The organism is Streptomyces sp. CG 926 (assembly GCF_003148825.1).
Lineage (GTDB): Bacteria > Actinomycetota > Actinomycetes > Streptomycetales > Streptomycetaceae > Streptomyces.
On the sequence record NZ_QGGZ01000016.1, the window covers coordinates 141,089 to 154,082 of the forward strand.

Below are 12,994 nucleotides of genomic sequence, written 5' to 3' on the forward strand. Positions count from 1 at the left end.
GTAGGCCGAGCTCAGCGTCCGGCAACACGGTCGGTAGAGCGCGCCCTTCATCCCAGCCCCAGCAACCACCGGTCACCGTCAGCCGGGCCTCGCCCACACAGCCGGCGACCCGCTCCATGAAATCGGCCCAGGCTTCTCCCGGGCCACCGACTCCGCATCCAGCCGAGCCGGCCGGTAGCCCGAAGTCCGCCAGGACCGTGCGCCGCGGCTGCATACCGCCCGACCAGCCGTCCAACGGATGCACGGCATCTCCCACCGGTCGGCCGCGGAGCTCCGCAGGTTCCGTTCCCTTCTCGGCGCATGCTCGACCCGAGTCGACCACTGCGCAAAAATGCTGCATGAGTGCGCGGCTTTGGTGCAACCATGGTGCGCATCAGGTTCCCCGGGATCCTAGGACAGTGCTCCCGGGGCAGGACTCCAAGAAGGAGCGGCACCATGGATCAGCAACAGTTTCCCGCGCACCCCGACAGCGAGCGGTACTCCGTGACCCTGTGCCCCCCGGCGGTCACCATCGTCTCCGAGCTGACCGCCGCGAGCGGCGTCAGTAAGTCCGACGTGATCAACCGGGCGGTGCTCCTGCTCGGCTTCATCGAGAACGAGCGGGCCAAGGGCAACGATCTGATGATCCGCGACACCGCGGGCGCTCTGGAGCGCATCCACATCATCTGAGGCGCGCCCCGCAGACACCGCGCTGCGGGCGCGGCCCGCGGGCGCGACGGGGCCGCGGGGGGCTGCGCGTTCTGCGTCCCGGCGTTCGGTGTCACGGGAGTTCGGCGACGGCCTTCTCGTAGTCGGCTGCCTGCGCCGGTGTGAGGAGTCGGCTGACGCGGACCAGGGTCACGCCGTGGAGGTAGTCGTATTCGGTGAGGTCGGGGACGCCTTTGGTGACGGCTTGGATGTAGTCGTGACGGGCCTTGGCGTCTGCTGCGTTCGGGAACACTTCGATGCTGCCGCCGAGTTCGACGTCGCCGGGCTTGTTCCCCTCGGTCTGGTCGGCCGGGATCCGCCCGTCCGTGAACGTGATCTTCGACGTGTACTGGTGCGGGCGCCCGAGGAAGTGGTTCGGGTCGTTCTCGGCGGTGACTGTGCCGCCGAGCCTGGCGGACGGCACCGAGGCGGTGACGACGCCGAAGGCGCTGGTGGCGTCGGCCCCGGCTTTGCCTGGGCCCGGCGCGGAGGCGGATCGGTCGATGGGGGCCGCCTTGGGTGTACTGGTCACGGTGCTGCAGCCGGCGAGCAGCGCGACGGTGATGAGGGCTGCGGCGGCGTGTGTGGCTCGGTTCATCAGATCCCCTGAGGTGCGTAAGGAGCCCCATCCGACCGCCTCGCGCGGAGGATCGTGACCGGTGTTGCCATTTCGTGACGCACGGGGGACGAGGTCGCACGCACCGGCAGATCGGCAAGCGGGGCTCCGGATCGGTGATCGAGAGCGGACAGCCGTGTAAGAGACGGATCGACCACGCTCCGACCCTGGCGGCCGTTGCTCTGGCTTCGACCGCTCCTCGGGCACCGGACCGCTGATCGACCGACACGGTGCCCGTCTCGAAGGCACGCTGCCGGGCGCCGGCTCACCAAGGCCGGCAGCGTCCGTACCGGCCTTCACCTCCTGCCGGCTGCGCCGGCGCGTCCCCGCCATGCACCTACGCCGCAAGACGGGCCCGCACCCATGTCCCGTCCTCCGTCAGGTAAGTTTCGGCGTGCAGACCGACCTCGGCGAGGGCCACCTCGAACTGCTCTTTCGTCAGCGGCCTGGACAGGAACCTCTGGGTCCATGTGGCGTCGGGGAACTCGTACTCCGCGCACACCGAGTTCACCCCCTCGCCGACGGAATCAGCCGACACGATCCGCAGCGTGAAACCGCTGGGGTCCATGCGCTCACGTGGCAGATCCGCATGCCAGTCCGCGCCCTCTCGCTGGATCAGCACGCAGCCACCCGTTTCCAGGTGCCGGACACAAGTGCGCAGCAGCGCCCGACGCACTTCGACGTCTCCGGCGTGTACCAGGAACGACCCGAGCATCACCACGGCGAAGCTCTCACCCAGATCAAGGTCCTCGATCGTGCTGCATATCGTGCGCGCCCCGCGGACCCGGTCGAGCATCTCCCGGGACTCGTCCACGGCCGTCACGGTAAAACCCCGTTCCAGGAGCGGATGCGTCACGCGCCCCACGCCGCAGCCCAGTTCCAGGACGTGTACACCCGCCGGAACGGCAGCAGCGACGATGTCCGGCTCGGCTCCGACCGGTAGCCGCGAGTAGAGCTCGACCGCGCAGCCGTCCGGGGTGATCGCTCCGGGCCCGGTCCCCTGATATCCCGCTCGCACGCTCAGCTTCATGCCCACCCAACGAGCCGTGGCGGGCTGCCGTTCCCCTACCACCCTTCCGCTACCTCTACGGACGGCTACCTTTGCCGCATCGCAGCGGGAAGCAGCTCAGGAAGCGCACTCTCCGGGAGAAGAATCTCAGTTCGATCGAGGTACGGGGGAGTTGGGACGGTGTGATGCTCGGGCGGTGTGGAGGTTCCGTTCGTGGTGGTGGTCGTGGGGTGGGTACGGTCTGCTCATGAATTTCAACGGACCGGGGGAGCCGCGGGGCCATGTCCTGCTCGTAGCCGGGGACACCGTTGTGTGTCGTCGGACGGTGCAGTTGGCGCCGAGCGCGAATGTCGCGGCTCTCGCGATGGTGCCGGCCGCGGCGCTGCTGGGCAGTGACCTCCCGACCGACTCGGTGTGCCTGGACGGAGCCCGTGATCCGAACACCGTTCTGGCCAGGCTGCGTTCGGCGGCTGCGACGCCGGGTCCATTGTTCGTCTATCTGTCGGGTCGGTTGACCGCGGACCGGCGTGGGCGGCTGTATCTGGCATTGGCGGGGACGACGCGGGCGGCCGTTCGGTACACGGCGTTGCCGTGGGATTGGCTGGAGAGCGAGTTGCGTGGTCGTCCCGCGGGGATGACGACCGTACTTCTCGACCTGGCCGCGGACGCAGATGCGTGGCCGTCGTTGCGGGAGTACAGGGGGCTGCCCGGGCTTTCGCACGCAGAGGTGTACGGGGTGGTGTGTCCGCCGGGCTTCGCCGCCGGTGACGGGGCGGTCAGTGGTTATACCCGGCACTGGATCGAGCAGTTGCGTCGCGGTCCGGCCAGGCCTGGCGATGTGCAGTTGCATGCGCTTGCGGCGGGGGCGGCGGGGCTTCCGCCGGGGGCGTTGGTCCTGCCGACCGCCCATGAGCTGGACTCGCGCTCGGCTCCGCAGTCGGACCCGTACAGGTCGGACCCGTACAGGTCGGACCCGTACCGGCCGGGCGGGCAGGGGCGGCCGGGGGACGGGGGCGGACCGGTCTCCGCCCGGACCGCCGATTCGGCCTCCGTCTCCATTGCCGGTCCGACCCCCGATTCGACCGCCGTTCCGACTGCCGGGGTGGTTGTCGGGCCGCCGCTCGACGAGGTGACGGGTGGGGATCCGCGGCCGTACATTCACGCGTTGGCGACGGGGGGTCGTCATCTCGAAGCGGCTGCCCTCGCCCGGGTCTGGGAGGAGCACGTCCGGCACACGTACGGGTTCTCCTCGATGGAGGCGGTCGAGTGGGCGGAGATCCGGGCGGATCTGGCGCGGATGGCGGGCGATTTCCCGCTGGCCACAGGGCTGTGGATCGGGGCGTGCCGGGCCCGGTTGGTCGGTCAGGGTGTGGCCGGCCGGGAGGTTCATGCCGCGGCGGCGGGGGCCCTGTACTGCTGGACCCAGCTCAAGGACCGGGCATCGGTAGTGGAGTCGGGGCCCGAACTGGTCGACCTTCTGCGGGCCCTGCCCGCGCTGGACCCCCGTCTTCTGCGGTTGACTCAGGCACGCCTGGACGCGCTGCGTGCCCCTGGCCTGCCCCGGGCCGTGCACACCTGAAGACCGGGGCCGGCCGGGTGCGGAGAGGGGCAGATTTCCCCCGACCGTCCCGACCGTCCCGACCGTCCCGACCGTCCCGACCGTCGTGGTGTTCGTGGTGGTGTTCCGCCCGGGTCCGGCGGCTCCGTTTCGTTCCGGCGGGTCCCGTTCGAAGCGTGCCGCGAAGTATGGGGCTCAGGTGGTTTCGCTTACTGCCTTGTCGTCGTGGCGTGCCGTGCGTAGGGCGTGGCCCCACCACAGGAGGTCGTCGAGGAGGGTTGTCGCGGCTCGTTCGGCGTTGTGTGTGTCGTGGGGCGTGCCGGTTTCGTCGAAGGGGAACTGGTGGAAGCTGACCGTTTCACGGAGGGTGGTGGCGTGGAGTTCGGCGAAGACGAGGCGGAGTTGCTCGACGGCGCGCAGGCCGCCGGAGAGGCCTCCGTAGGACACGAAACCGACGGGCTTACGTCGCCAGACGTGTCCGGTGATGTCGATGGCCTGTTTCAGTGAGGCGGGGAAGGAGTGGTTGTACTCGGGGGTGAGGATCACGTAGGCGTCCGCGGCGGCCAGATGGTCGGCGAACGCGCGGGTGGGGCGTGCGGGGTCGGGGGTCCAGTGCGCGGGAAGGTCGGCGTCGGCCAGGTCGGCGACGGTGAGTTCGATGTCGGTGCGGTCGGTGACGACGGTCTGGAACCAGCGGGCGACGGTGGGTCCGAACCGGCCTTCCCGGGTGCTGGCGACGACGAGTGCGATACGAAGTGGGGTGGTCATGACCCCATGTCTAGGACATCAAGTCCGGTTGAGGTCAAAGTGTGTGGGTCAGGGGCGGCGGGCCAGCGAGGTAGGAGCCCCTGCCGATTGCGCGCCTTCCGACTCGAGTGTCAGCCGGTCCGTCCCGGTCATCGTCAGTATGTACAGGTTGCCTCGCGGGCACTCGATGACCGCGCTGCGGTCGGTGGGGTGGCTGGTGACCGCTTCGAACACGGCGCTGTTCCCGCGGACCTGCCGTAGTTGGAGGGCTTCGGTGCATCCGAGGTTGCGTCCTGTGGAGATCTCCTCGAGGTCACTGACCTGTCGACCCACCAGTTCGCCCACCGCCCCGCCGTTCAGTGTGACCGTGACCGCGAACTGACCCGTCCGGGCCCGCGTCACACCGTCCGCTTCCGGTGTTCCGGGCCCGAGCCCCGACCACGTACCGGCCCACGCGACGGGCAGCGCGCCCGCCGCCGCCGACGGTGGGGGCGTGGACGATGCGGGTGCGACGCTGGGGGAGGGGGTACCGCGACCGCCGTCCCCGCCGCCGTTGTGTCCGGGGAGCCATACCGCGAGTGCGACGGCCGTGGCGACGACAGCGCCGGCGCCCGCGGCCGCACCGGCCGTCCGTGAGCGCAGGACGCCCTGCCCGCGCCCGGGAGCTGCAGGGAAGTACGGCGGGGTTTCGGCACCCGAGGGTGCTCCCGCTCCCGGGAACGGACCCGTCCCCGGCCCCACCGCTGGCAGCTGCTGCGGCTGCGGGGGCGGTGACAGCGGCGCGGGCGCGGAGGCGTGCGCGTGCGCGGGGGGAGCGCTGTTGCCGGGGCTGGGGCTGGGGCTGGGGCTGGGGCGGGGGCCCGGGCCGGAGCCGGGGCCGGTGGTGTCGGACTGGGTGAGGAGTTGGTGGAGTTCGGTCTCCCGGCGTCCGGTTTCGGCCGCCAGGGCCTGCGGGGCCGTAGGTCCCCAGGCTGCTTCGTCGGGGCCGTCACCGAGGCGTGCCAGGACCTCCTCGGCGTCGGGACGTTCCTGCGGATCCTTGGCCAGGCATTCCTGCACGACCGTACGCAGCTGCTGCGGTACGCCTTCGAGCCGCGGCTCGTCGTGCACGATCCGGTACAGCAGGGCTGGTAGGTCCAGTTCCTCGCCCTCGGCGAGGAAGGGACTGCGGCCGGTTGCCGCGTACACGAGGACTGCGGCGAGGGAGAAGACGTCGGCCGCGGCTCCGGCGACCGTGCCGGTGGCTTGTTCGGGTGCCAGGAATCCGGGTGTGCCGATGACCGTGCCGGTCCGGGTGTGTCGTGAGTCGTGGACGGTTCGGGCGATTCCGAAATCGATGAGGAAGGGCCGTTCCGCGCCGAGGAGTACGTTCGCGGGCTTGATGTCACGGTGGACGACGCCGGCGGCGCGCACGCTCACCAGGGCGGCGGACAGTTCTTGTCCCAGGCGCCGTACGGCGGGCGCTTCCAGCGGGCCCCAGCCGCGTACCCAGTCACCCAAGGAGGGTGCGGGCACGTATTCGGTCGCGAGCCACTGCGGGGAAGCCCCCGGTGGGCTGAAGTCCACCACCGACACCGTCCACGGGCAACGCACCCGGTCGCTCGTGCGTATCTCGCGGTCGAAGCGTTCGGCGAAGTCCGCATCCTGGCTCAGCTCGCGGTGCACGGTCTTCAGTGCGAGCGCCCGCCCGGAGGCCGTCCGGGCGAGGAACACCTCGCCCATGCCGCCCGATCCGAGCCGTGCCAGCAGACGGTAGCCGCCGATCTCCGGCGGGTCTGCGGGCCGCAACGACTGCATCAGTTCCCCCTGCCCTACGGCCGTTGTCCGCCCGCACCGTGCGGACCGCCCGACGGGCCGCCGTGATGGACCCTAGAGGACGGCTCCCGACGGCGTCCTCCCCGGGGGCGGCGAGGGGAGTATGGGGAGCGCCGGAAGCACGGGGAGTACGGGGAGTACGGAAGCAGCGTCGGCCAGGCCGTGACCGTCCTGCCCACCCGCTGACGGACACCGCGTCGCACTCGCACCCACCCCGCACGATTTGCTCGTCACCGCGGGGCAGCGGTCGCGTCCCACGGGTACGGTCCACACCCACCCCCCGTCCCCGTGCCAGGTGCGGTACGGGGACGGGGGACGGGGGACGGGGGACGGACCATCCTTACGGGGGAACGGGGTTGACCGGATTTCCTACGGCTACGGTTGCGGCTGCGGTTGCGGCCGTTCGGTGGCGGGGGCTGCCGGGGTGGGGACGGTCGGGCTGTAGTACACGGATCGGCCCTGCTTGGAACGTTCCAGCAGGCCTCGGGCGACACCCTGTTCGAGGGTGTTGCGGATGACCGCAGCCTGGACCTTGCGGGTGGGGTGCGCGGCACCGATGGCTTCGGTCACCTCGGCAGCCGATCGCGGTTCGGTCCGCCCGGCCAGGACGGCCGTGACGAGTTCGAGCCAGGACGGGCCGCCCGCAGCCTCCTTCACCTCGGCGGAGGCGGTGCCGGTACCGCCGCTCGTGGCGGTGGCCTTGCGGGGGCGCGGGGCCTTCACCGGGGCCGCAGCGGCTGCGGGGGCCGGTTGCGGCTTCTTCTTCGTGGCCTTGGCCGCGGTGCGCGCGGAGGGCACCGCAGCCGGCTTCGTACCGCGCCCGCCGGACGGAGCGGCGCTGGACTGCGCCGCGATGCCCAGGGCGTCCTGCATCCTCAGCAAGACCTTCTCGCCCTCCCCGAGCTCTCCGAGTTCCTGCTGCAGCCGCTCCAGTTCGGCTCGGCGTTCTTCCTGCGCGGCCCGGTTCGCGGCGAGATCACCGGCGATCTGTTGGGCGTAGTCGTCTTGTACGCGCGTGACACTGTTGGCGGTGGTCATAGGTTCCTCGATGTGTGTCGTGAGGGGATACCGGGACGCGAATGGTACGCACTTCCTCTACCCGTGACACAGGATCACCTACCGAGCAGGGCAACGCGGACCGCGCCGGGCGTCACCGGATCCTTGTACGAGGGCCCTGCGAGAGTGTGGTGGAAGCTGGGCTCCCCAGTGCTCGCCGCCGGTTCGGCGGGCACGAACGGCCGGACAGTGCCGTCCGTCACCGCCTCCCGGTAACGCGCGCCGCCCTCGACTCACCGTGGCCTCACCGTGGCCAGGCCAGGCCAGGCCAGGCTCGGCCTTGTCGCCGGTGCTGAGTTCGGCGGGGCGCAGGCGGCCGGTTCCGGCCCCGTCTCCGGCTCCGGCGTGCGTAACTCGGCCTTGGCGTAGGGCGATTTCGGTGGCGGCGCGGTCCCGCACCCTCGATTTCGACGACCCTGGCGATCCGGACCTGGCGCAGATCATTCCGGTAGGGGGTTCTCAGTTGCTGCGGGCGGTGATGTCGCCGTAGGAGGTGGTGGCGCGGATGTTCAGGCCGGCGGCGGCGCCGTCGGTGTTGGCGAGGGTGTTGTGGACGCGGCCGTAGGCGGTGCCGGCGTCGAGGGTGGCGGAGACACCGCGGGCGGCGCCGACGGTGATGTCGCCGGCCTGGGTGGTCAGTTCGACGGTGCCGTGGACGGCTTCGGCGATGTGCAGATCGCCCTTGTGGGTGCTGATCCGGGCAGCGCCGGTCAGGCGACCGACGGAGATGTCGCCGGCCAGGAGGGTGAGGTGGGCGCCCGCAGTCTCCTCCAGCTCGATCGTGGCCTGGGCACTCTCGAGGGTGACGTCGCCCAGGCGCCCCGTGCCACGGAACTCGGCGGCCGCAGTCTTCGCCTCGATGCTCGAGCCGGCCGGGAGTTGGACCGTGATCTCCACTGAGCCCGGGTGGCCGACGAGCTTGTTCTTCGCGGCCGCGGCGGTGATCCGCAGGACGCCGTCCTTGTACTCGGCGGTGGTCTGCTCGGCGGCCTTCACGTCGCGGCCGTCGGAGGCGTCGGCGGGGAGGATCTCGACGGTGGTGTCGGCCCGGTCGGCGGCGATGAACCGGATGAGCCCGGCGGGGATGTCCAGGACGGCGGAGATCGGGGCGGTGGTGGCGAACTTCTGCATGGTTCCTTCTCCTTCATCAGCGGCTGCGCTCCGTGCGCCCCGCGGTTTCCGATGAACGAAAAGCTACGTTGCATTCAATGAGCTGGCAACATGCATGTTGCGTGAAATATGCATCTCTACAGGTCAGGGCAGGAACTTCGTTGCAGTGGTCTCGATCTTAACGCAACAATGCCCGCACAGACTGTTGCAATGGGTTGGAGGTGAACGCTCTGCTGGAGGGGTGGGTGCCCGCAACTGCGGGATCGTCCGCAGCGGTATGACGGATCATGAGGTGACTGACTGCCAGGACCGCCTCCTCGTACCCCGGTGTCACCCGAGAGCGACAACGCGGAAGGGGCCGCAGCCGACCGATGTCGGCTGCGGCCCCTTCCACCTCCTCCGTCCGCCTCTCCTGGGGTGCGTTCAGTGCAGGACGGGGATCACGTCGCGTGTCTCGTCGACCTCGGTGCCCGTTGTGCGGCGGCCGAACGGCTCCGGGGGAGCTTCGTCCGCGCAGACGGTGCCCCGCGCGGGCAGGGCCAGCGTGGCGAGGTAGTTGTCGACCAGCGTGCTCACACACGCACTGCGGTGGTAGGCGGTGTGCCCCTCGGCGTCGAAGGTCAGCAGCCTTCCGCGATCCAGCGTCCCGGCCAGGGCCACGGCGTCCTGGTAGGGGGTGTCCGGGTCTCCGGTCGTCCCGAGCACCAGGATCGGGGCGGAACCCGCCGCCCGGTAGGAGCCTCCGAAACGGCTCGGGCGTTCCGCCGGCCACTGGGCGCAGGTGGGTGCGTGGTTGTGGTCGTAGGTCGGCGGCCCCAGGCCGATCGGCGGCCCCAACAAGGGTGCGGACGCCGCCTCGCCGCCCACCAGTGCGCCCAGCAGCAACCGATTGGCCGGGTAGAGGCGGTCGGCGCATTCCACGGCCATGTTGACGTTGAGGAAGTCGAACGACGCGGGTGAGGGCGGCGACAGCAGGAACGAAGCCTGACGCGCCTGCGCCGAGCGCAGCGCCTGCCCGAGGTACGGCCAGATCTCCTTGCCCGCGTTGATGTTGAACATCAGACGGTAGGCCAGGGTGTAGCCGGTGGCCGGACGTCCGCTCGCCGTGATCACCGGGTCGGCGTCCAGATTCCGCTTCAACTCCTCGAACGCCTGCCGCGGCCGGCCCTCACCGAATCCGCAGGCCGCCGCATCACGCCCGCACCAGTCCAGGAACCGCCCGACAGCCGCGTCCAGGGCGGTGAACTGCCCGGCGTCGTACGCGTACGGCACGTCCGCGTAGCGGCGCGGATCGTAGGCCCCGTCCAGGACCATGGCCCGCACGCGCTGCGGGAACTGCGCGGCGTACACGGTACCGACGTAGCTGCCGAAGGAACGGCCGTAGAAGGAGAGCGTCTCCTCGCCCAGCGCCTGCCTCAGCAGGTCGAGGTCCTTGGCGTTCGACCCGGTGCCTACGAACGGCACCAGGTCCCCGGAACGCTCCTGGCAGGCGGCGGCGAACTCGGCCCCCTGTCGCACGGCCTCTTTCAGGGCCCCAGGCCCGGGCCCGGGCGCACCGCGCGCCTTGTCGACGGCGGTCATGTACTCCTCGTCGTTCCAGCACTCCACCTGCCCGCTGCGCGCCACACCCCGCATGTCGTACCCGATGACGTCGAACGCGCCGCGCAGGGCCGCGGGCAGGGCCTCGTAGCTGTTGCGGGCGAAGTCCACCCCGGAGTTGCCGGGCCCTCCGGGATGCAGCACCAGGACGCCTGTGCGGTGCGCCGGGTCGCCCGCGGGCCGGCGGGTGACCGCGAGCGCCAGCGTGGGCCCGGTGGGTCGGCGGTAGTCCAACGGCACTCGGGCGGTCGCGCACTCGAAGCCGTCCTCCTCCCCATCGCACGGGCCCCAAGCCAGCACCGGGACGGGCAGCGCGCCCACCGCGGCCCCGGCCGCCGCCCGGGCGGCGCCGGGTGCGCCTCCCAGGAGCGCGGTGACCGCGATCAGGAGCAGGGATATCCCCCACGCCACGCGCCTGCGGGGGTCGTCGGCCAAACGGGTCATGCGGCGCTCCTCCGTCACGGCTGTTCGGAACGGACGACAAAGTAACGTCCGCCCACCGCCCCTGTCGGCCCGCCAGGAGTTGATTCCCGGCTACCACGAGGGTTGTACGACGTCGTCTGACGGTGCCGCGTGGTTCGTGGGTCGGGTCAGGGCATTTGGTCGGGGTCGCAGGTGGCGCGTCGTTGTCCGATGGCGCGTAGGGCTCGCATGAGTGCTTCTTCGTCCCCGGCGCGGACGTGGTGGACGGCTCCGTGGGCGGTGATGCCGTCGAGGTCGGTGGTGGTCGTTCCGTTCCTGGTGCGGAGTACGACTCCGCCGGGTGGGTCGAGGGCCCGGACCCCTTGGAAGACGTCGAGGGCGGCGGGGTCCTCACGCAGGTTGCCGGAGAGGGTCAGGACGGTGATGTCGGGGAGGAGGATCCGGGCGTGGGCGAGGGCGATGTCGGGTGTGTGGGCGTGGGAGACGACCCGGAAGTGGGGGTTGCGCTGGATCCGTGAGCGCAGCAGTTCGAGTTCCGGGCCTTCGGGTACGCCGACCACCAGGACTGTCATCACAGTTCCTCATCCTCCGTCGTGGCGGTGGGCCCGTCGAGCGGGGGAGCGCGGGCGTGCCCGTCGTACCCCGGGTCCGGTGGGTCCGCTGAGCGGGGGTGGGGGTGCTCGCTGTCCTCCGTCGTGGCGGTGGTTCCGCTGAGTGGGGGTGTGTCCGTTGTTCCGTTGTTTCGTGGGTGCGGCGGGTTGGGGGTGGGGGTGTGTTGGTTGCCCTGCGTCGGTCCGGCGGTACCGGGGGGTGTGGTGTCGGTGTGTGTTGCGGGCCCGTACGCGTCGTGTCGTGTCGCGTCGTGGCGGGGTGTGGGTCCGGTCGCGGGTCTACTGTGCAGGTCCATGCTGTGGGAGGAGTGGCGGATGGCCGGTACGACGATCTTCGATCTGGGGCCGCAGGCCGGTGTGGTGGCCCGTCTGGTGGTCGCTGTTCCCGATGCCCGTCTCACCGCGGGTACGCCTTGTCCGGTGTGGTCGGTGGGTGATCTGTTGGGGCATCTCGCGGGTCTGTCGGTGGCTTTCCGTGACGCGGCGCGTAAGGATCTGGGTGTCACCACGGACACGGCCCCCGGCCAGGCCGCGCCCGCCCTGCCTGCCGACTGGCGGGAGGTGCTGCCCGGGGTTTTGGGTGAGTTGGCCGAGGCGTGGCGGGACCCGGCCGCCTGGGGTGGCACGACCCGTGCGGGTGGTGTGGACCTGCCGGGTGTCGTCGCGGGGGCGGTGGCCGCGGACGAGTTGGTGGTGCACGGTTGGGATCTGGCGCGGGCCACGGGCCAGGACTATGTGCCCGATCCGGTCGCGTTGCGTGCCGCGCATTCGTTCCTGGAGGCGGCCGCGGCGGACGGGGACCGTGGCGGAGGCATCTTCGGCCCGATCGTGCCCGTGCCGGACGACGCCCCGCTGTTGGAGCGGGTCCTGGGCCTGAGCGGGCGTGATCCGCGCTGGACACCGTCCGCCCGGCCGTGACGTGAGACGGCCGGGCCCCTCGGGCTCGTTTCCGGCACGGCCTCAACGGCCGGGCCCTTTCGGGTCCGGCGTCACCGCGTCGGGCGGTCTTTCAGGCCTGGCGTTGCGGCGTGGGCCCTTTAGGGTCCGGTGCTGTTTCGTCGGTCGGGTCTTCCGGTTTGGTGGGGTCTCGGTGTCGGTCTTTCGGGTCTGGCGTTGCGGTGTGGGTGGGGTGTGTCGGGTTCGGCATTGCCTGATTGCCCTCCATGTTGGTCAGCACGCTGCTCATGCTCTGCTGCGTCACCCCGTAGGAGCGGGCCAGCTGGGCACCTGACGGGCTGGGGCTGGGGTCACCGCCACCGTCTCCGCCGCTGCCGGGGCCTTTGCCTGGGCTGCTGGTGCAGCCGTTGACGGCGGTCCGGCCGGTGGTGGTGCCGTCACCGCACGCCACCGCCACCGCTTTGGCCACCGCCACCGCCACCGCCACCGCCACCGCCACCGCCACCGCCACCGCCACCGCCACCGCCACCGCCTGGGCCGGCGCCGTGGCCCGGGCCGGGGCCTCTGCCGGGGTCTTTGCCTGGGCTGCTGCCGGGGCCGTGCCACCGCTGCTGGGGGTCGGCGCTTGGGCCTGGGCCGCCAGGGCCACCGCTTGGGCCGAGGCCTCCGCCGCTGACGGGGCCTGGCCTGGCTGCCTGGGCGTGGGTCGGTGCGGGGGCCTGTGCCGTGGCCTTTGCCGGGCTGCCGCTGGTTTGGGTGGGGTGGTGGTGTCTGGCTGCTGGCTGCTGGGTGTCGGTGTGGGGGGTGTGTGTGGTGACGGTGGGTGAGGTTCGGGGGGTGTGGGGGTGAGTCGTCCCATAGGGCGC

12 protein-coding genes are annotated in these 12,994 nt (G+C 71.0%); 3 read left to right on the forward strand and 9 right to left on the reverse strand.

Translation table 11 applies throughout. The features are described from left to right. The first annotated feature begins 435 nt into the window (after positions 1-435). Positions 436-669, forward strand: coding sequence for a hypothetical protein (locus BCL76_RS34085; RefSeq protein ID WP_109783236.1), 234 nt, complete (start codon positions 436-438; stop codon positions 667-669). 91 nt (positions 670-760) lie between these two features. Here BCL76_RS34085 and BCL76_RS34090 read toward each other — a convergent pair whose 3' ends face one another. Continuing rightward, the gene (locus BCL76_RS34090) at positions 761-1,285 is read right to left on the reverse strand and encodes a hypothetical protein (RefSeq protein ID WP_109783237.1); all 525 of its coding nucleotides are present in this window, start codon (positions 1,283-1,285) and stop codon (positions 761-763) included. Positions 1,286-1,640: 355 nt separating this feature from the next. After that, complete coding sequence (locus tag BCL76_RS34095; RefSeq protein WP_181382855.1) at positions 1,641-2,333, reverse strand: class I SAM-dependent methyltransferase; 693 nt, start codon at positions 2,331-2,333, stop codon at positions 1,641-1,643. A 304-nt stretch (positions 2,334-2,637) separates the two neighbouring features. Between BCL76_RS34095 and BCL76_RS34100 the strand changes: the two genes are divergently transcribed. After that, entirely contained in the window at positions 2,638-3,891 is a 1,254-nt protein-coding gene (locus BCL76_RS34100; RefSeq protein WP_258310065.1) for a hypothetical protein, read from the forward strand. 174 nt (positions 3,892-4,065) lie between these two features. Here BCL76_RS34100 and BCL76_RS34105 read toward each other — a convergent pair whose 3' ends face one another. From BCL76_RS34105 to BCL76_RS34130, 6 genes are all read right to left on the reverse strand, one after another. Then, entirely contained in the window at positions 4,066-4,638 is a 573-nt protein-coding gene (locus tag BCL76_RS34105; RefSeq protein ID WP_109783238.1) for an NADPH-dependent FMN reductase, read from the reverse strand. Positions 4,639-4,686: 48 nt separating this feature from the next. Continuing rightward, positions 4,687-6,414 (reverse strand): serine/threonine-protein kinase, encoded by a 1,728-nt coding sequence (locus BCL76_RS34110; protein ID WP_109783239.1) that lies wholly within the window; start codon positions 6,412-6,414, stop codon positions 4,687-4,689. 393 nt (positions 6,415-6,807) lie between these two features. Beyond that, positions 6,808-7,470, reverse strand: coding sequence for a hypothetical protein (locus tag BCL76_RS34115; protein ID WP_109783240.1), 663 nt, complete (start codon positions 7,468-7,470; stop codon positions 6,808-6,810). A gap of 477 nt (positions 7,471-7,947) precedes the next feature. Further along, on the reverse strand, positions 7,948-8,619 hold the full coding sequence (locus BCL76_RS34120) for a DUF4097 family beta strand repeat-containing protein (protein WP_109783241.1): 672 nt from the start codon (positions 8,617-8,619) through the stop codon (positions 7,948-7,950). 402 nt (positions 8,620-9,021) lie between these two features. Further along, on the reverse strand, positions 9,022-10,641 hold the full coding sequence (locus BCL76_RS34125) for an alpha/beta hydrolase (RefSeq protein WP_109783242.1): 1,620 nt from the start codon (positions 10,639-10,641) through the stop codon (positions 9,022-9,024). A 146-nt stretch (positions 10,642-10,787) separates the two neighbouring features. Continuing rightward, entirely contained in the window at positions 10,788-11,192 is a 405-nt protein-coding gene (locus BCL76_RS34130; RefSeq protein WP_109783243.1) for a hypothetical protein, read from the reverse strand. A gap of 333 nt (positions 11,193-11,525) precedes the next feature. On the opposite strand from BCL76_RS34130, the gene BCL76_RS34135 reads away from it, so the two are divergent. After that, positions 11,526-12,149 (forward strand): TIGR03086 family metal-binding protein, encoded by a 624-nt coding sequence (locus BCL76_RS34135; protein WP_258310066.1) that lies wholly within the window; start codon positions 11,526-11,528, stop codon positions 12,147-12,149. A 91-nt stretch (positions 12,150-12,240) separates the two neighbouring features. Here the strand turns inward: BCL76_RS34135 and BCL76_RS39285 are convergent, their stop codons facing one another. Further along, positions 12,241-12,651: a hypothetical protein gene (locus BCL76_RS39285; protein ID WP_181382858.1), complete on the reverse strand. Its 411-nt coding sequence runs from the start codon at positions 12,649-12,651 to the stop codon at positions 12,241-12,243. Between the last annotated feature and the right edge of the window lie 343 nt (positions 12,652-12,994).